Annotated in this window: 18 protein-coding genes; 14 read left to right on the forward strand and 4 right to left on the reverse strand. The window is 52.9% G+C overall.

The features are described from left to right. Window positions 1–4 precede the first annotated feature (4 nt). The 5 genes from rsxD to ACFVYJ_RS00380 all read left to right on the forward strand — a co-directional run bounded on the left by rsxD (window position 5) and on the right by ACFVYJ_RS00380 (window position 3,432). The gene (gene rsxD, locus ACFVYJ_RS00360) at window positions 5–1,066 is read left to right on the forward strand and encodes an electron transport complex subunit RsxD (RefSeq protein ID WP_419414189.1); all 1,062 of its coding nucleotides are present in this window, start codon (window positions 5–7) and stop codon (window positions 1,064–1,066) included. Beyond that, complete coding sequence (gene rsxG, locus ACFVYJ_RS00365) at window positions 1,066–1,722, forward strand: electron transport complex subunit RsxG (RefSeq protein ID WP_419414190.1); 657 nt, start codon at window positions 1,066–1,068, stop codon at window positions 1,720–1,722. Before rsxD ends, rsxG begins: the two co-directional genes overlap by 1 nt. Next, entirely contained in the window at window positions 1,722–2,420 is a 699-nt protein-coding gene (locus tag ACFVYJ_RS00370) for an electron transport complex subunit E (RefSeq protein WP_419414191.1), read from the forward strand. Before rsxG ends, ACFVYJ_RS00370 begins: the two co-directional genes overlap by 1 nt. Window positions 2,421–2,505: 85 nt before the next feature. Further along, window positions 2,506–3,171: a Crp/Fnr family transcriptional regulator gene (locus ACFVYJ_RS00375; RefSeq protein WP_419414192.1), complete on the forward strand. Its 666-nt coding sequence runs from the start codon at window positions 2,506–2,508 to the stop codon at window positions 3,169–3,171. Window positions 3,172–3,240: 69 nt separating this feature from the next. Continuing rightward, window positions 3,241–3,432, forward strand: a complete 192-nt coding sequence (locus tag ACFVYJ_RS00380) for a YgaP family membrane protein (RefSeq protein WP_419414193.1) — start codon at window positions 3,241–3,243, stop codon at window positions 3,430–3,432. Between the two features lie 49 nt (window positions 3,433–3,481). Here the strand turns inward: ACFVYJ_RS00380 and ACFVYJ_RS00385 are convergent, their stop codons facing one another. Next, window positions 3,482–4,786 carry a DEAD/DEAH box helicase gene (locus ACFVYJ_RS00385; RefSeq protein WP_419414194.1) on the reverse strand — a complete coding sequence of 435 codons (1,305 nt, stop codon included), beginning with the start codon at window positions 4,784–4,786 and terminating at the stop codon, window positions 3,482–3,484. Between the two features lie 174 nt (window positions 4,787–4,960). Here ACFVYJ_RS00385 and nth point away from each other — a divergent pair, with 174 nt between their 5' ends. From nth to ACFVYJ_RS00415, 6 genes are all read left to right on the forward strand, one after another. After that, complete coding sequence (gene nth, locus ACFVYJ_RS00390) at window positions 4,961–5,596, forward strand: endonuclease III (protein WP_419414195.1); 636 nt, start codon at window positions 4,961–4,963, stop codon at window positions 5,594–5,596. Between the two features lie 295 nt (window positions 5,597–5,891). After that, a complete protein-coding gene (locus ACFVYJ_RS00395) occupies window positions 5,892–6,155 on the forward strand; it encodes a GIY-YIG nuclease family protein (RefSeq protein ID WP_419414196.1) in 264 nt (87 codons plus the stop codon). Window positions 6,156–6,267: 112 nt separating this feature from the next. Continuing rightward, entirely contained in the window at window positions 6,268–7,206 is a 939-nt protein-coding gene (locus tag ACFVYJ_RS00400) for a hypothetical protein (RefSeq protein ID WP_419414197.1), read from the forward strand. A 275-nt stretch (window positions 7,207–7,481) separates the two neighbouring features. Further along, window positions 7,482–8,498, forward strand: coding sequence for a glycosyltransferase family protein (locus ACFVYJ_RS00405; RefSeq protein WP_419414198.1), 1,017 nt, complete (start codon window positions 7,482–7,484; stop codon window positions 8,496–8,498). Further along, window positions 8,498–9,211, forward strand: a complete 714-nt coding sequence (locus ACFVYJ_RS00410) for a YrbL family protein (protein WP_419414199.1) — start codon at window positions 8,498–8,500, stop codon at window positions 9,209–9,211. The genes ACFVYJ_RS00405 and ACFVYJ_RS00410 overlap by 1 nt, the downstream gene beginning before the upstream one ends. A gap of 97 nt (window positions 9,212–9,308) precedes the next feature. Next, window positions 9,309–10,226, forward strand: a complete 918-nt coding sequence (locus ACFVYJ_RS00415; protein ID WP_419414200.1) for a hypothetical protein — start codon at window positions 9,309–9,311, stop codon at window positions 10,224–10,226. A 42-nt stretch (window positions 10,227–10,268) separates the two neighbouring features. On the opposite strand, the gene purT is transcribed toward ACFVYJ_RS00415, so the two are convergent. Next, complete coding sequence (gene purT, locus ACFVYJ_RS00420) at window positions 10,269–11,450, reverse strand: formate-dependent phosphoribosylglycinamide formyltransferase (RefSeq protein WP_419414201.1); 1,182 nt, start codon at window positions 11,448–11,450, stop codon at window positions 10,269–10,271. Between the two features lie 117 nt (window positions 11,451–11,567). Here purT and ACFVYJ_RS00425 point away from each other — a divergent pair, with 117 nt between their 5' ends. Continuing rightward, window positions 11,568–12,092, forward strand: coding sequence for a hypothetical protein (locus ACFVYJ_RS00425; RefSeq protein ID WP_419414202.1), 525 nt, complete (start codon window positions 11,568–11,570; stop codon window positions 12,090–12,092). Between the two features lie 214 nt (window positions 12,093–12,306). After that, window positions 12,307–12,708 carry a hypothetical protein gene (locus ACFVYJ_RS00430; protein WP_419414203.1) on the forward strand — a complete coding sequence of 134 codons (402 nt, stop codon included), beginning with the start codon at window positions 12,307–12,309 and terminating at the stop codon, window positions 12,706–12,708. Window positions 12,709–12,712: 4 nt separating this feature from the next. Here the strand turns inward: ACFVYJ_RS00430 and ACFVYJ_RS00435 are convergent, their stop codons facing one another. After that, on the reverse strand, window positions 12,713–14,257 hold the full coding sequence (locus tag ACFVYJ_RS00435) for a cryptochrome/photolyase family protein (RefSeq protein WP_419414204.1): 1,545 nt from the start codon (window positions 14,255–14,257) through the stop codon (window positions 12,713–12,715). A 106-nt stretch (window positions 14,258–14,363) separates the two neighbouring features. On the opposite strand from ACFVYJ_RS00435, the gene ACFVYJ_RS00440 reads away from it, so the two are divergent. Then, a complete protein-coding gene (locus ACFVYJ_RS00440) occupies window positions 14,364–15,218 on the forward strand; it encodes a hypothetical protein (protein ID WP_419414205.1) in 855 nt (284 codons plus the stop codon). Window positions 15,219–15,227: 9 nt separating this feature from the next. Here ACFVYJ_RS00440 and ACFVYJ_RS00445 read toward each other — a convergent pair whose 3' ends face one another. Next, entirely contained in the window at window positions 15,228–18,413 is a 3,186-nt protein-coding gene (locus ACFVYJ_RS00445; protein WP_463254715.1) for a mechanosensitive ion channel domain-containing protein, read from the reverse strand. Window positions 18,414–18,446: the final 33 nt, after the last annotated feature.

Raw genomic sequence — 18,446 nt, forward strand, 5'->3', positions numbered from 1 at the left:
ACCGATGGCGCTGATACGTACCAGTTCACCCCACCTGCACAAAGCCAGCAGCACTGGCGACGTTATGCGTCTGGTGATTCTGGCCTGTGTGCCGGGGCTGGCAGCCATGACGCTGTTTTTCGGTTGGGGCACACTGATCAATGTCTGCTGGGCCGTGCTGATCGCCGTGCTGATGGAAGCCGGTATCATGTTGTTACGGCGACGCCCGGTCAGCTTTTATCTCAAAGACTACAGCGCGGTGGTAACAGCCCTGTTGCTGGGGCTGTCCATACCGCCGTTTGCCCCTTGGTGGATTACTCTAGTCGGCATCCTGGTCGCTATTGTTATTGCCAAACACCTGTACGGTGGTCTGGGTCAGAATCCCTTTAATCCGGCCATGGTGGCCTATGCGTTATTGCTGGTGTCATTCCCGGTAGACATGACCCGCTGGACGCAGCCATTTGTGATGCTTGGCGATGCCGAAAGCTGGAATATTCTACCGCTGGTGGACACCTTTAAGGTGATTTTTGCCGGTTTTGAGCCGGTTTGGATCGATAACTACACAGGTGCTACACCGCTGGATGCCATGCGCCATCGTGGAGGTTTAACGACTGAAGAAGCCTGGCTCTCCGTGCCGGTGCTGGGGCAGGGTATTGGTGCCTGGCATGCCGTCAGTGCCGCTTATTTTATGGGTGGTATCTTTCTCATCTACCGTAAGGTCATTACCTATCATGTGCCGCTGGCCATGCTCGGCTCACTGGCCCTGATTGCTTCCATTTTTTATGCCGTTGACCCTTACAGCTTTGCTGATCCATTTTTCCATCTGACCGTGGGTGGCACCATGCTGGGAGCATTTTTCATTGCCACCGATCCGGTAACCTGTGCTACCAGTAACCGGGGTAAGATTTGGTTTGGCATCGGCATTGGCGTCTTGATTTATGTTATCCGTGGCTGGGGTGGCTATCCGGATGCTGTTGCGTTTGGTGTGTTACTGATGAACCTGGCTGCTCCGTTTATCGATCAATACAGTCAGCCGCGTACATACGGCCATACGAAACCTAATCGCGGCTTTAAGGGGGGGAACTGATGCAACTTCTGACCTCCCTGCGTAATAGCAGCCTGGCACTGACGCTGTTCGCTGTTGTCACGGCGGCATTGATTGCCGTTACTCAGGTGACGACTGAACAGCGCATTGCTAACAATGAGCGCGAGCAACAAGCGCGGGCTTTGTATGAAATTATTCCTAAACAACGGGTGAGTAATGACCTGTTGTCGAGCGGCTTTGAATTTGTCTCTTACGAACTGACCGGCAGTGCTGAACCGGCCACCGGATACCGGGCATTGCAGGGTGATGATGTCATCGCGGTGATTTTACCGGCGGTGGCTCCAGATGGTTACAATGGTCGTATTAACCTGATTGTCGGTATCAATGCAGATGGTTCAGTAGCAGGTGTCAGGGTTTTGGGGCATCAGGAAACACCGGGACTGGGTGATAAGATTGAGCTGAAAAAATCGGATTGGATTCTATCCTTTAATGGCACCCGTAAAGCCGACAACCCCAATGCCTGGGGGGTCATCAAAGACGGTGGCCAGTTTGATCAGTTTACCGGGGCCACCATCACACCACGCGCCGTCGTGAAAGCAGTAGGGTATGTGCAGGATTATTTTGCGTATAACCGGGCAAGCCTGCTGGAATTAGCGGATACTGAACATCGGGACGCCACCCGACAGGAGCCAAATTGATGGCCGATTACAAAAAAATCACCCTGAACGGTTTATGGGACAACAACCCCGCGTTGGTACAGTTGCTGGGCTTGTGTCCGCTATTGGCTGTGACCGGTACTGTCGTCAATGCGATTGGTCTGGGGCTGGCCAGTACTCTGGTACTGGTGGGCTCTAATTTTACCGTATCGGCATTTCGGCATTTTGTGCCAGATACCGTGCGCTTACCGATCTTTGTCATCATTATTGCCTCATTCGTTACGGCGATTGAGTTGCTAATGAAGGCGTTTACTTACGACCTGTATCTGATTCTGGGGATTTTTATCCCCTTGATTGTGACTAACTGCGCCATCATGGGCCGGGCGGATGCCTTTGCCTGTAAGAACCCGGTTGCTGCCTCAGTGCTGGACGGCCTGATGATGGGCATTGGATTCACTGCTGTGCTGATTGCCTTGGGTGCAATGCGTGAAGTGCTTGGTCTGGGTACGCTGTTCTCGGATATGCAGTTGCTGTTTGGTCCGATGGCGGCCGACTGGAAACTGGTGCTGTTTGATAACTATCCCGGATTTTTGTTCGCCATCCTGCCTCCGGGCGCGTTTGTCTGCATGGGGTTGTTGATTGCTCTGAAAAACATTATCGACAGCCGCCTTGAAGAGAAGCGTAAGGCGGCTGAGCCAGTGGCTAATCAGCCTCGCGAACGGGTACGTGTTACCGGGTAATGATTCCCTGTCGTTCTCTTCTCTATAGATCTTGTCATGGCCACGCTATTATTCAGGTAGTTGTTTGGCCTGACAGGATTGCCTTATGCCCGCCAATACCTGGCTAAATCAGTTTCCCTTACTCAAACAGATCACCGGTTGTACTCAGTGGCAGCAGGCAGTGGAGCAGTGTCAGATTCTGCAGCTGCCCGCTGATACTGCGGTATTCCACCAAGGTGATCTATGCCAGCAGTTTGTCCTGGTGTTGGACGGCGCAATCCGGGTGCAGAAGCTGTCTGCTAGTGGTCGTGAGATTGTTCTATACCGGGTAGAGTCGGGCCAGAGTTGTATTCTCACCACTGCTTGTATGCTGGGCCAGCAGGCTTATCAGGCAGAAGCCTATACCGAAGCGGCAACCCGGGTCGTTGTGTTCCCTGTGGCGCTGTTTCGGGCTGCTTTAGATGACAGTCAGCAGTTGCGTGATTTTGTCTTTGCCGGCTATGTGCAGCGTCTGGCTGAGCTGATGCTGTTGATTGATCAAATTGCATTTGGCCGCATGGACAGTCGGTTGGCGTGCTATCTGCTCCTTAAGGCACCTAGTGTCGGTGGCTTACGTTTGACGCATCAACAACTGGCGCGTGAGCTGGGCAGTGCCAGAGAAGTGATAAGCCGGTTGTTGAAAGAATTTGAACGGCAGGACCTGGTGAGCTTGCAGCGTGGCCTGATTCAGGTGTGCGATACGCCCGGACTGCAAAAAGTTGCTGATATGTGACCATGTCACAGACGGTGATGCCGATCTGGATTTAGACTGATACTGATGATTAATCCAGGAGATAAATCCATGAAACAGAATGTTGGTGGTATTGACCGGGTATTGCGTATTATTGTGGGGTTAGTGCTGATCGCTGCAACACTGGCAGGCATGTTGCCTGTGTGGGGCTGGATAGGTGTTGTGCCATTGGCGACCGGGGTGTTTAGCCTGTGTCCGCTTTACTCAGTGTTGGGCATCTGTACCAAGAAACAAGGCAGTTAAGTGTCAGTACCGGGTACAGGTTAATGCCTGTACCCGTTTGACCCGATCGCTACTTGGCTGCAGGCGCAGGCGCTTTGGCAGGGCTTCTGCGGCGGTTGCGCCGCTTTTTATGTATTGGTGGCCGCTGCCCGTCATGGTGTTCTTGTTTGGGCGTATGCGCTTTCTTGACTGACTTCTTCCGCCGCGGCGGTGTCGAGTTCAATTTTGAATCTGGCAGGCGGTGTAAGGGTTCAAACTCATCCACTAAATCGCGGCGAATCTCTTTTGAAATCAGCTTTTCGATAGCGTTAAGCTGATCAATTTCGTCTGCACTCACCAGTGACAATGCTTGCCCTGACGCGCCAGCACGCCCGGTGCGACCAATGCGGTGGACGTAATCTTCGGCTACATTTGGCAGGTCAAAATTCACCACCATGGGCAACTGATCGATATCCAGGCCACGAGCAGCAATATCTGTTGCTACCAGAATTTTTATTTTCCCCTGCCGGAAAGATTCCAGTGCTTTGGTGCGCGCGCCCTGGCTTTTATTGCCATGGATTGCTGCTGCCCTTAGCGAGGTATCTTCCAACTGACGGGTGAGCTTATTGGCACCATGCTTAGTGCGGGTAAACACCAGAATCTGGCTCCAGCCATGCTGTTGAATCAATTTGATCAGCAACGCTGCTTTTTGTTTTTTATCCACAGGGGTAAGCCATTGCTCAACCCGATCTGCGGTGGCGTTGGCGGCTGCTACCGATACTTCGACCGGGTCATTCACCAGACCACGCGCCAATTTGCGAATGTCCTGCGAGAAGGTGGCAGAAAACATCAGGTTCTGACGTTTGGCCGGCAGCAGGGCCAGAATCTTGCGGATATCGTGAATAAAGCCCATATCCAGCATACGGTCGGCTTCATCCAATACCAGAATTTCCAGCTGGTTGAAGCGTACCGAATTTTGTTTGTACAGATCCAGCAAACGGCCGGGTGTGGCTACCAGTACATCGGAACCTTTACGCAGGGCCATCATTTGTGGATTGATTTTCACACCACCGAATACCACGGTGGAGCGTAACGGCGTATTCTGACCGTACAGGCTTACACTGGCGCCAACCTGAGCGGCCAGTTCGCGGGTCGGGGTTAGAACCAGTGCCCGAACCTGATTGTTCACTGCAGGTTTACCTTCCATCAGGCGGTGCAATACCGGCAGGGTGAAAGCTGCGGTTTTACCGGTGCCGGTCTGGGCGGCGGCCATGACATCATGCCCGCTCATGATCGCGGGTATGGCCTGGGCCTGAATCGGGGATGGCTGGGTGTAGCCTTGGGTTTCAATCGCTTTCAGAAGCGGTTCGGCCAGCTCGAGTGCGGCAAAACTCATAGTTAATCTCGCTTGGTGAGTAGCTGCACCAAGGGATGGGGCAGGGTGCGCAGCATATAGTATTCCGCTTCTCCGCGCCATGTTTTCCCGGCGTATATAGCGGTTAAAAGCCTTTTACAGAACAATTCAGGCGGTACAATAATCCGCTACTCTTTGCCGGACATTATCAGTCAGATGAATAAAGTCAAACGCCATGAAATTTTTTCCCGGTTACGGGACGACAACCCCAACCCAACCACAGAGTTGGCGTATAGCTCCCCATTTGAGTTGCTGATTGCGGTGATTCTCTCAGCTCAGGCCACCGATGTGGGTGTGAATAAAGCGACCCGCAAATTATACCCGGAGGCCAACACGCCTGAAGCGATTTATGCACTTGGGGTGGATGGGCTCAAGGAATATATCAAAACTATCGGGTTGTTTAATGCTAAGGCTGAAAATGTGATCAAAACCTGCAAGGCCCTGATCGAGCAACATGGTTCTGTGGTACCGGACAGCCGTGAGGCATTGGAGGCATTACCAGGGGTGGGACGAAAAACTGCCAATGTGGTGCTGAATACCGCGTTTGGTCAGCCCACGATGGCGGTTGATACACATATTTTCAGGGTGTCTAATCGCACACGTATTGCGCCGGGTAAAAATGTGAATGAGGTCGAGCAGAAACTGCTGCGCTTTATCCCCAAAGAGTTTCTGCAAGACGCTCACCACTGGTTGATTTTGCATGGGCGATATATCTGTACTGCCCGCAAGCCACGATGTGGGGCATGTTTGATTGAAGATCTGTGTGAATTCAAGCAGAAAACTGAGTTATAACCCGTGGCCCTGTATGGGTTTTTGTTGTCCCCACGATCTGTGGATAACTCTATGAATAAGTTTTGGGCACATGGCTGTAAGCCAGCTATCACAGAGATTGTTAAAAACTGGTGAAAATATAAACTTTGATAAAATTTTAATAAAAACAGAGGGTTATTTTGCCGCTTAGGTAGCTTTATTTGCCGTAATAGGGTGTATATAACTTTTTGAGATAAAGACTAAAGATGTGAATCTTTTACTTGGGTTTATCTAATAAAGGCGCATTTTTGGTGCGTATGATGAAAGAAAAAAGCTTATGAATTCAGTGAGTTCTGTCTGGTATGTCTATCTGATGCAGTGCGCAGACCAGAGTTTGTATACCGGTATCACTACCGATCTGGAACGGCGGCTGCGGCAACATAATGGTGAAATCAAAGGCGGCGCACGCTATCCTCTGAGTCGTCGACCCGTGCAGTTGCTGTGGCATGAAATCTGGCCAACCCGGTCGGCTGCGAGTCAACGTGAATACCAAATCAAGCAACTGCCACGCAGTGCAAAACTTCAATTGCTCCAGCCCTAGAAGCTCCCGCAGACCGGCATAAACTGCGCCTCAGTCCTAGGTATTTCCTCTGATAGTCATAGTTAGCGGCAGCCGGTAAACTGGTGTTTTGCATTGCATCAAGGGGAGCTTTGTGGAGCAAGTGATTGACGTGATTCTTGAGTCAGGCCGCAGTGGCCTGGATATGGCGCTGTATATCCTGTTGCCCATCATGGTCATCATGCTCTCCCTGATGAAACTGCTGGATGCTAAAGGCATTCTGAGTTGGGTCTCTAATAAGCTGGCACCGGTTTCCAGAATTTTTGGGGTGCCAGGGTTGGGCATCTTTGCCATGTTGAAACTGCTGTTTGTCAGCTTTGCCGGACCCATTGCTACCCTGACGTTGATGGATCGGAATGGCACATCGAAGCGCTATATTGCGGCGACCATGGCGATGGTGTTAGCCATGTCCCAGGCCAACGCCTCTTTTCCTCTGGCGGCGGTCGGACTCAACCTTGGGGTGGTGTTGTTGACCTCGGTTATTGGTGGTCTGGCGGCGGCGGCGTTCACTTATTACCTGCTGACCCGCAATATGGAAGACGGCATACCACAGGAAACTGAAGTGCACAGTGCTTCGGAAGCCCTGAAAGATAAAACGGTCATGCAGATCCTCACTGAAGGGGGACAGGAAGGCCTGCGCATTGTCGTTGGGATGATTCCCATGCTGATTCTGGCGCTGTTTCTGGTAAATGTACTGAAAGTTACCGGTGCGATTGACTTGTTAAGTGCGTTTCTGGCCCCGGTTCTGGGTCTGATAGGCTTACCCGAAGCCACAGTGCTGCCGTTAGTCACCAAGTTTATCGCCGGTGGTACTGCATTTATGGGGATCACCATTGACCTGATGAATCAGGGTCTGATCTCGGTGCAGGATCTAAACCGCATGGCTGGATTTGCCACAAACCCGCTGGATATTCTGGGTGTGGCGGTGTTTGCGGCGGCGGGCGCTCGGGTATCTGCAGTCATGCGCTATGCCGTTTATGGCGGTATTTTTGGCATGGTATTGCGCGGAGTCATGCATCTGATCATCTTCTGATCCTGCGTACCCGTTAACTGCACAAACCAGGTCAGCCCAGGTGTCGGTTATTTGGTTGTTTTGTCCCGATTAGCGACGTTTTTTAGCGAATCTGGTTGATATGCGAACGGCTTTATGCAAAGTTTACCCGCCTCTCGCTTGGTGATTTTCTGGAGGCCACCGCTGATGATATCCAACCGTAACCTGGGAGCCGCCTTTGGCCTCTGTTGCAGGGCTGTGCATGTCCAGAATTTTACTGGCGTCAGCGTATTTGTTTCTGCCCCGGAGGTGTCCCGATGAGAGTGTTACATGTTGCCTATCAGCAGCTACGCCGTTACGGCAAAACCCGGGTTAGCTGGGCGCATAAACTCACGCTTGGACTGATTCGCAATGATCATTATGTTCAGGTGTTCAGTGACCGCGATGTCGCTGCATTTGAAGCCTTTCTCGGTATCCGTGAGCTGGGGAAAAAGAAAGCGAATCAGCGTTTGCTGGAGACCGTGGATGCGGTTGAACCGGACCTGATCATTGTTGGGCATTGTGATTTGATCACCAATGCAACCCTGGCGCAGATTCGTCAGTCCCGACCCAATGTGGTTATGGCTCACTGCAACAATGATCCGCTGTTTGTGCCGTCCAATGTTGATCGTCTGCGCCATCGGGCAGAGGTGGTGGATGCGGTGTTTGTGTCGACGGGTATGCCTGAGCTACGCCAGTTTGATGATTGTCCGGCACGTTTTTACCATATGCCAAACCCGGTTGATGCCTCCATTGAGGTGCTTGATAACAGTGTGCGCAGTGATCTGCCGGTGGATCTGCTGTTTTGCAGTAATAGTAATGACTTTACCCAGCGCCGCGACATCGTGCAGCAACTCAAGCAGAGCCTGGGCGATGAGCTGAATTTCAACACACCGGGTAGCTTTGGTCAGTCTCCGGTGTGGGGGCGTGACTATGAGCGCGCCCTGGCGGATACCCGGATGGGGCTTAACCTGAATCGACAGGAAGGGGATTACTGGTATTCCTCCGCCCGGATGGCTCAACTGGCGGGCAGTGGTATCTTGCAGTTTACCCACAGTGCGCCGCGTTTTGATGAGCTGCTGCCAGCGGAAACACTGGTCTATTTTAATGATATTGATTCCCTGCGTGACCGTATTCGCGAGTTTCATCATGATGATGCCAAGCGTCAGGCCTGGGCAGGTCGTGCCCGTAGTTTCTTCCATGAACATATGAACTCGAAACTCTATGCGCAGTATATTCTGGAGGCCGCTATGGAACTGCCTCTGTCGCATGAGTATGTCTGGGCTAAAGATTGATGACTGACGCGGTAGCACCGGTTTTACTGGCGGACACTGCACCCTTTGCTCAAGGCGGCAATCGGCTGTGTTATGTCGACCCTGCGGATCGGGAACGCTGCATTAAAGTCAGGCGTCCGGACTTTACGCTGGAGGACCGGCGCCGTAAAAAAGGCTTCCCCAAAAACCTGCTGCCACTGGCGCACTTTGATGACAACCTGGAAGAGCATGGCGTGATGATGGCGTTGCATCGTACCTATGGTGAACCCCTATACCAGCATGTCAGTCGCTGCTTTGGGTTTGTCGAGACAGATATGGGACGGGGTTTGGCTTCTGAGCTGATCCGCGATGCCAGTGGTGCGGTATCGGAAACCCTGAAAAAACTGCTGTGGGATGAGGGAATAACCGACGATAGCCGTGCAGCTATTGAGCGTTTTGTGAATTTCTGGCTAACACTGCGGGTCCCTTCCCGCGATCTGTTGCTACATAATATCGTCGCTCAACGGGATCCGGCCGGACATATTGTCAGATTGGTGGTGATCGATGGCTTGGGTAGCCAGAGTCTGATTCCAACATCATGGATGCCATCTGCGCTGCAGGTCAGAAAGGCCGAGAAAAAGATCGCCAATTTTCATCAGCGGATCGAGCTGTTACTCAGCCAGCGCGGCCAGGGTGAATTTCCCGGCTATCATGGCATTTTGCTGCACCATGATCAGCCTGATAGCAAAAGCTAACGGGTCTTTTGGCGTTTATCTTTTTTAAGTTTTGTTTAATATTTGTCAGGCACACTCGTGATTTCCCGAACTATAAAAAGAAGCGGAAATCTTTTGAATGTGGCATCTCAAGCGTAAGCAGCAACGCCTTAAAGAAAAACGCGAACTCATTACTGCTCAGAAAAGTGCCTGGCTTTCATGCCAATATCAATGGAGTGCTGTGAATAGCAGTGCAGTAGGCGTCGGCAATGATCTTGATGACGATATCATTATTTCTCTTACCACCTTTGATAAACGCATAGATGATGTTTATCTGACGGTTGAAAGCCTGTTGCTGCAATCTTTGAAACCCGACCGGATTATCCTCTGGCTGTCAGAGGAGGAGTTTAGTGGACGGGATATTCCTTACGTGCTGAAACTTCAACAGCAGCGGGGTCTGGAAGTGGCTTTTTGCCCTACTGACCTCGGCCCTTACAAGAAGTTTTTTTACGCTATTCAGCGTTATCCCGACAGTCTGATAATTACTGTGGATGACGACATCTTGTATCCACATGACCTGGTTGATCTGCTGTATCGCAATTATCAAACTTCACCTGAGGTGATTCCCTGTATTCGGGCCCATGGCATGAAGCTGGATAACCGGGGTGAGCTGATACCCTACAAGAAATGGGAAAGGCCCTGCAGTAATGTGCACCCTTCGGTGCTTACGTTTCCGACAGGTATCGGCGGGGTGCTCTATTTTCCAGGTTGTTTTGATGAGCAGATTTTTGATCAGTCGCTGTTCATGTCACTGTGTCCCAATGCGGATGATATCTGGCTCAAAGCGATGAGCCTGAAAAAAGGTATTCAGTGCCAGAAGGTTAACGATAATCGCGACTTTGGTTCTCGGTTTCCGGTGATCCAGGGCAGTCAGTCACACTGTTTGAAACGGATCAATAAGTCATGCCGTGGCGGCAATGATGCGAAGTTAAAAGCGGTATTCGATCACTTTGATCTGTGGGGTCGGTTGCATCTGGAAAAGGCTAATCGGGGCTGACGTACCCAGCGCCAGAATTGCTGAGTACGTCGCTGACCGAAGTTACAGCTCGGCCTTGACGGCGCCGGATGCCCGTTTGGCTTTTGCCAAGGCGGCATCCAGATTCTCGCCCCGCGCTAAGGCAACCCCCATGCGGCGCTGGCCAGATACCTCGGGCTTACCAAACAGGCGCAACTGTGTGTTAGGTTCTGACAGTGCCTGTTGCAGGTTACCAAAGCGGACTTGTGTCGACTCCCCGGCGACCAGAATAACGCTGGATGCGGAGGGGCCATGGAAATGAATATTCGGAATAGGCAGCCCCAAAATGGCACGGGCATGCAGGGCAAACTGGGATAGGTCCTGGGAGATCATTGTCACCATGCCCGTGTCATGGGGACGTGGGGATACCTCACTGAAATAGACCTGATCGCCCTTGATAAACAGTTCAACCCCAAAGATGCCTGAACCACCCAGGGCCGAGGTCACTTTTTCGGCAATGTCACGGGCCCGGTTCAGTGCTTGCTCAGTCATTGCTTGCGGCTGCCATGACTGGCGGTAATCACCCTCTACCTGAACATGCCCGATCGGTTCACAAAAGCTGGTTGCGCCATTATGACGCACTGTCAGCAAAGTGATCTCGTAATCAAAGTCGACAAAGCCTTCCACAATGACTTTACCCTGACCGGCGCGCCCTCCCTCCTGTGCATAGGTCCATGCGGGCACAATCTGCTCTGTGCTGCGCAGTGTGCTCTGGCCTTTTCCGGATGAACTCATGATCGGTTTGACGACACAGGGCAGGCCGATTTTAGCCACCAGTGCTTCATAATCCGCCTGGTTGTCGGCAAAGCCGTAAGGCGACGTTGGCAGGCTGAGTTCCTCAGCGGCCAGACGGCGGATACCCTCGCGGTTCATGGTGAGGCGCGCGGCCCGGGCAGTCGGTACAACGGTAAAACCTTCCTGCTCCAGAGCGACCAGCGTATCAGTCGCGATCGCTTCAATCTCGGGTACGATCAAATCCGGCTTTTCCTGCTCAATGATTTGGCGCAAGGCGGCACCATCCAGCATGGATACCACATGGCTGCGGTGCGCGACCTGCATGGCAGGAGCATTACTGTAGCGATCCAGTACGATGACTTCGGCTCCCAGTCGCTGCAACTCAATGACCACTTCCTTGCCAAGTTCACCGCCACCACAAAACAGAACACGGGTTGCTGATGGAGAAAGCGGGGTGCCCAATTGACCCATGAGATAATCCTCTGCTTGAAAATATTTCACGCATTATACGGCGCAGAGTTGCCCGTCGGCCAGCAGACAGCCTGCGCTTAACTATACTGATAAAGCTGTTTTTGTAGGAGGTGCGTGGTGAGACGACTGGTCTTTCTAGCTCAGCGTTTGCAACAGGCCACAAGTGTGGTGCAAGAAATGCAAACACTGGGTGTCAGTGAAGAGAGCATTCATGTGATTGCTAAAGACGCTTCACTGCTGGAAAAAATTGGTCTGAAACCCGCTTCTGAGACAGAAACAACAGAACTGGAGAATGATATTGACTGGGGCATGGTTGCCGGTGGTAGCTTTGGACTGATCGCCGGGCTTGCTGCGGGTACCGTGTTAGGGCCTGCCACGCTGGTACTTGGTGGCGGCGCTATACTTGCATCCAGTTTGCTAGGGATTGGCGTGGGTGGTTGGCTGGGTCGGCTGGTTGGTGCCGAAACACCGGCTACTTTTTTAGAGAAGTATGAACATGCCCTGCAACAGGGTGGATTTCTGATTGTGGTAGACACACCAACAGAGCAAATGCCTATGGTGCATTTCACCATCCGGAAACATTGTCCACAGGCTCTGATTGAAGTGTTCTACCCTCATTGGGACCATCAGCAGGCAGCTTAATTTCCTTGCCCGTCAGGGCGATTAGTCGGAGCATTAATCCGGCATACGGAGGCGGCTTTAGAGCCGCCTCCTGTTTTTTTGGACACCTCTTTTCTGCAGGCACACGCTATGCTATTCATAGCTGCCGCTGCCCGCACGGGTATTGCGTCGTCGGTATTCGGAATTACTTCGTATTACTTTAAAATAGGCCGGATATCTATAGGGAGTTTGCGTTATGTCTAAGGGTCACGACCGGCATCAGGAGCGGCATCATGGCTTGTCGTTGTATGGCAAGGACCTGGTGCGACGCTGCGGTTCCCATTGTGAGCTGTGTGATGCTCAGGGGGTCAAGTTGGGAATCTATGAAGTGCCGCCCGTAGCGTCTGAGCCTGCTTTCGAACACTGCATCATGATCTGTGAGACCTGCCGTCAGCAGTTGGCAAAACCGAAACTGCGTGATGCGAATCACTGGCGCTGCCTCAACCACTCTATGTGGAGCCAGGTGCCGGCCGTGAAGGTAACGGCGGTCGCTATGTTGCAGATCCTGAGTGCCTCAGAAAGCTGGGCAGCAGAATTGCTGGAGCAGGTATACCTCGAACCTGAAGAGCAAGCCTGGCTGGAACAGGTGGCGTTATAACGGCTTACAGTTCAGGCAGCTTTTCCAGATACGCTGCTGCCTGTTGCTGCACAGCCTGTTGTTGCTCAATATCACGTTTCTGCCAGTTTTTTACCACCAGTGACATACGCGGGTTGTTGGCAAAATGTTGTTGGTGCCGGGCGATAAAATTCCAGTACAGACTATTGAAGGGGCAGGCTTTATCGCCCAGGGTTTGTTTAACCTGATAGTGACAGCTTTGGCAGTAGTCGCTCATTTTATTGATATAGTTCCCGCCACCAATATAAGGCTTACTGGCAACCAGACCACCGTCAGCAAACTGGCTCATGCCCCGGGTATTGGGCATTTCGACCCACTCAATCGCGTCAATATAGACACCCAGATACCAGGCATCGACTGCATCCGGTGACATGCCCGTCAGCAGGCAGAAATTACCGATAACCATCAGCCGCTGAATATGGTGGGCATAGGCATAGTCGAGTGATTGCCCCAGTGCATGGTGCATACAGTTCATCCGGGTGTTACCGTCCCAGAAATATTCAGGCAGTGCGCGTTGTGCCTGTAATGCATTGTGTTCACGGTAGTCGGGCATGTTGGCCCAGTAGATGCCACGGATGAACTCCCGCCAGCCAAGAATCTGGCGCACAAAACCTTCTATTTGCGCCAAAGTGATTCGCTCAGGAGCTGAACGATAGGCCGCTATGGCGGCCTGGATTACCTGCATGGGGTGCAGCATTTTGGCGTTCAGGGCAAATGACAGGCGGCTGTGATACAGGCTCCAACCCGCATTATGTTGGGTCATGGCATCTTGAAACTGGCCAAAATACGGCAACAGTTGGTGGCAAAAAAACGTCAGCAAGGCCTCAGCCTGACGGCGATTGACTGGCCACAGTAAATGGTTGCTGGGGGTGCCAAAGTGGGGCACCTGGTGTCGTTCCAGTCGCTGCATGATTGTGGTCACGTCGTTGCTGAAACCGAGGGATTCTGGTAGCTGGTCAAGGTCGTGAGGTTTCAGGGTCTGCCTATTGTCACTGTCGAAATTCCAGCGCTTTCCCTCCGGTTGAGCGTCCTGCATCAGAATATCGTAGCGCTGGCGCATGCGGCGATAGAAAAACTCCATCCGGTGCGCTTTTCCGGGTTTGAACTGCTGGGGAATCTCAGTAAAGGGCAGTAGAAAGTGCTCGCTGTCATGCTCCTGTACGGGAAAGGGTTGTCCGCTGGCCCAGAGGCGAAGCTGCTCTAACAGGCGGAATTCATCCGGGCGCTGGTACTCCATAGCGGTGATGGCTTCGGCCTGTTTTAGGTGGTCCAGTAACGCGGGCAGAGTGCTGAAGTCAGCGGTGTCATCCAGAGTCAGATGGCAGACACGGTGGCCAACTTGTTTCAGTGCCTGGGCAAACTGCTCCATGGCGCTGAAAAACGCACAGACCTTTTGCACATGATGTTTAACATAGCCAAGTTCTTGCGGTAGCTCAGCAATCAGGTACAGCACCTGGTCATTAGTATTGCGAAACCAGGTGTGACGGGGATTAAGCTGGTCGCCAAGGATTAGCCGAAGGGTGACAGACATGATGGGCTTTGTAACTTAAGGCTGGTAATCATGTGTACGTGTTTCGGGCTAAACTGGATTGCACCGGATTCCCTATGCTCGTTATGATGCCTGCAGGATGCTGAACATGGATCGCGTAATGTCTGATCAGGAAAAGCCACTCTCAACCTCTGCGCTGGCGCGTGCGCTGGACAAAACCACCCGCCAGATGTTTGCCGAACTGGAAGCTCTGGGCTGGATCAAACGGTTCGATGACAACTGGCAATTGACGACCAAGGGCGAGTTTGAAGGCGGCAGCTACCGCGACAGCGATAAGTTTGGTCGCTATATCATCTGGCCGGAGAGTGTGAGGCGTCATGCTGCTTTGCTGGCAGCCGATGCTGGCCTACTCAGGGCAGGGCAATTGGCTCAGAAACTGGATATGCCGGTACGCCAGTTGCGCTTACTGATGCAGGCTCTGGGCTGGCATGAAGCCGCGCGTCGAGGTTGGGTTCTAACCGACAAGGGCGAAGCGCAGGGCGGTTGCCAGCGTGAAAATCTCCAAACCGGTGTGCCGTTTGTGCTGTGGCCGCAGGTGATAGCGGAGTCTGCAATCCTGCAGGCTGCCTGTACCAAGTTGCAGGCGCTGACGGCAGACGCCGACGATCAGTTTGCTTGCCTTGATGGACACCGGGTAATCGATGCCGGGCTGAAGCAGGTTGATGACTGGTTGTTTTTGGCCGGGTTAAGGCATGCTGTTGATTGGCAGCTGCCGGTGGTAGATGAATGCTTGCGGGCAAACTTTTACCTGCCGGACAGAGGGGTTTATCTGGAATATTGGCAGCCGGATGCCGATCCGACGACCCTGAAAGCCATGATGCGGCGGCGTGAAGTCTACCGCCTGCACCAGTTGGATTATATTGAGCTGCAACCTGAAGCACTGGCGCAGTTGGATGACACTCTGCGTCGTGAACTGTTGCGGTTTGGCATTGAAACCCTCTGAAACGGGGTGTTAACTGCGTTTCATGTGCACATCCAGTTGCGGGAAGGCAATTTCGATACCGTGCTCTTTGAACCGGGCGTCAATCGCCTGGTTCAGCTCATGGGTGACCGGCAGCCGGTCTGCCATGCTGCTGACAAATACCCTGAGTTCAAAATCCAGCGTGCTGGCACCAAACGCCATGAAAAAGGCATTTGGTTCCGGTTCCTTCAGTACTAGCGGATGGTTTTGTGCCACTTCCATCAATAAACGTTGCGTCAACTCGGTATCACTGCCGTAGGCGACACCCACAGTCAGCACCAGTCGGGTGACCGGATCGGTGAGAGACCAGTTAATCAGTTGGTCGGTGACAAAGTTTTTATTAGGGATAATCACCTCTTTTTTATCCCAGTCAGCAATGGTGGTGGCGCGAATCTGAATCTTGGTTACGGTGCCGGTATAGTCGCCAATGGTGATGGTGTCGCCCAGCCGGATCGGTTTTTCGAACAAAATAATAATGCCCGAGATGAAGTTGGCGACAATCTCCTGCAGGCCAAAGCCCAGGCCGACACCCAGAGCAGCAATCAGCCACTGCAGTTTCGACCACTCCAGTCCCATCTGCGAAGCACCTGCCACAATCGCGGTGACAATCAGCACATATTTGGTCACGGTGGTGATGGCATAGCCGGTGCCGGGAGATAGGGTCAGGTGCTTGAGTACCAGTAGCTCCAATAGCCCGGGCAGGTTGTGCGCCGCCAGGATGCTGAGAATAATTACCACGGCTGCCGACAGCAGATTTTTTAAGGTGATGCTCTGGCTGATAATGGTACTGCCATCCGGCCCGCTGATAGTGTTGTTCCAGAGTGTTACCTGATCCAGCAAATCCAGATTGGGCAGAGCACTTCTCAGCGTGAGCCAGCAGAGCAGGAAAAACAGAAGCACGGTGGCAGTTTTAAGCAGAATGCGCGCCTGATCCGAAATGGTTTGCAGATCCAGGTAGTTCTCCTCCAGTTGCGGCCCCTCTTCTTTTTTCTCTCTTGCCTCGATGATCTCGTTACGGCGATCCTTGGCGCGTTTAAAGGCCAGTTCACGCTCGGAAATCAGCAGCCAGCGGTTACCTAAGCGGAAGAACAACAGCGTCGCAACCAGAATGCCAACCATGACCAGCAACATCAGCATCAACATAGAGGCGCTGTACACGTAACCCAGCAGTGCCGCTATGATCATCAGTAGATGCAGCCCGACCAGTCCTGGCAGCCAGACTTGCGATTGTTGCCACCATCGGTGACTCCGGGTCAGTTCATTGATTTGTGGTGCAAGTCGGCGTAGAGATGACCAGAACAGGGTGATTAATAGGGTTAGCAGGATAAACGCCAGCCGCCCCAGACCCGATTGAAGGTCGGGTTCAAGTGAGCGGTCAGCCGCGACGATGATCAGCACCAGCGGCATCCCCAGCCAGAACAGATAGTGCAGGCGATTGCTCAGACCACGGCACAGATGCTTGGGGGTAGCGAAATGCGCGCACATCAAGCCATTCGGCACTCGCAGCCAGAGTAACAAAACCTGATAACAGAACAGGCCAAAGGTGAAGATCAGGCACAGCAGCCGAATCAGTCCCTGGTCCCACCAGGCCTCAAGGTTGATCAGTTCCAGGCAGATCAACGCCGTAATCAGAGGCAATGGCAGGCTGATCAGTAACGGTAGGGCCAGCATCGCCACGGTATGGCCAAAGCGGTCACGAATCACATTACCCAGCTGCTGCCGCCATACCGGGGCAGAGCGCCACAGACGTCGCAGGCAAAGCAAACCGATGATGCTGACCAGAATGCAGACCGTCAGTTTACTGCCCCAGTTTGGCTGGGGGTGCCACATGACCTGTTGCGTGCCGGGCTTGAGGATGCTGTAGAGTTTTGGCGTGCCTGATATCAGCTCTTCAAACCAGTCTGTATTGATCGCCGGAACACTGGGTATCCACAGCAGGTGCTGATAGATCAGGTTCTGGCCTTGCTGCACTTGGTTGGTCAGTTGGTCCTGTACTTCGAGTAATTGGGACAGTTCATTGATCGCTTGTCCGGTGGCATCCTGCAGCCGTTTGAGCAGGATTTTTTCGTTGTTTCGTAACTTGTTAAGTTGCTGCTGTTCCGCTGCGCTATTTGCCTGCTCAGGGGCAGGCTGGTTGTTCAGGGTGTACAGGCTGCGGGAGATCTCCAGGTTGGCCAGGCGTAGCTGGTCAAGCTGCTGGTGGGCATTACGTCCCGGCGCGGCATTAGACAAGCGCCGGGTGTAGCGGCGCAGGTCACTGCCCAGCGGTGAACTGCTCAGCGCGAGTTCCTGCTGAATGGCCTGATAACTCTGGGTGATGATGTCCAGCTCGGCTTCCAGTCGGCGGCGCTGGTTCAGTGCATCCTCGGCACTGGCAAGGGTGGTACGTAACTGTTCACTCAGCGTCTGGTTGCGTGACTGTTGTGCTTCTACTGCCGGGCTGAGTCGTTCCAGCTCGGCATCATCCAGTTGTTCCAGTGCCGCTTCGGTTTCAATGCGGCGCTCAGCTGCCACCCGGTCTTGCAGCAGCTGTACCCACTGCTGCTGTTGTGTCAGTTGGCGGTTAATCTGTTCCCGCTGGAGTTGGTTAATTTCGTTCTGGCCGGGCAGTGCCAGTAGCTCCAGTTCAATCGCCTGCACCTTGCTGTTACGCAGGGCAAATTCAATCTGATAACGTTCGGGATCGGCCTGCTGGCTGACGCTGATTTTTTTCTGTTTTAGGGTGGCCAGTTGCTCGCGCAGATTGATCAGGTGTTGTTCATTCTGACTGATCTGATTTCGCAGGTTATCTTGGGTTTGCTGTAGCTCCAGCTGCCGCGCCTTGGCCAGGGTCAGGCGTTGCTCTAGTGCATCCAGGCCGGTGTCGGCACTGAGCTGTGCCGCAGGGTCTGGTAAGGGTTGCTTAAGGGCTTGCTGCAGTTTCAGGGTCTGTTGTGGCAGCTCATTTAATTGCGTTCTAAGCGCCGTGATCTGCTGCTCCGCTGTCACGGTATTCTGTAGCAGACCAATCAGGTTTTGCAGCCGCTCGCGCTGTGGTTTAAGTTCAGGGTTGGCCTCTTCTGTCGGCAGTTGTTCCAGTCGCTGCTGGAACTGTTCCAGTTGTGCCTGGGCATCTGCCTGCAGCAGGGTTGGCATTAAACAACAGTAAAGTGCAATCAGTCTGATCAGTAAGCGCATATGCCGTGGATATCCTGCAACCTTAATCAAAAC

This window comes from Pontibacter sp. JAM-7 (genome assembly GCF_048548695.2).
GTDB lineage: Bacteria > Pseudomonadota > Gammaproteobacteria > Pseudomonadales > Balneatricaceae > Neptuniibacter.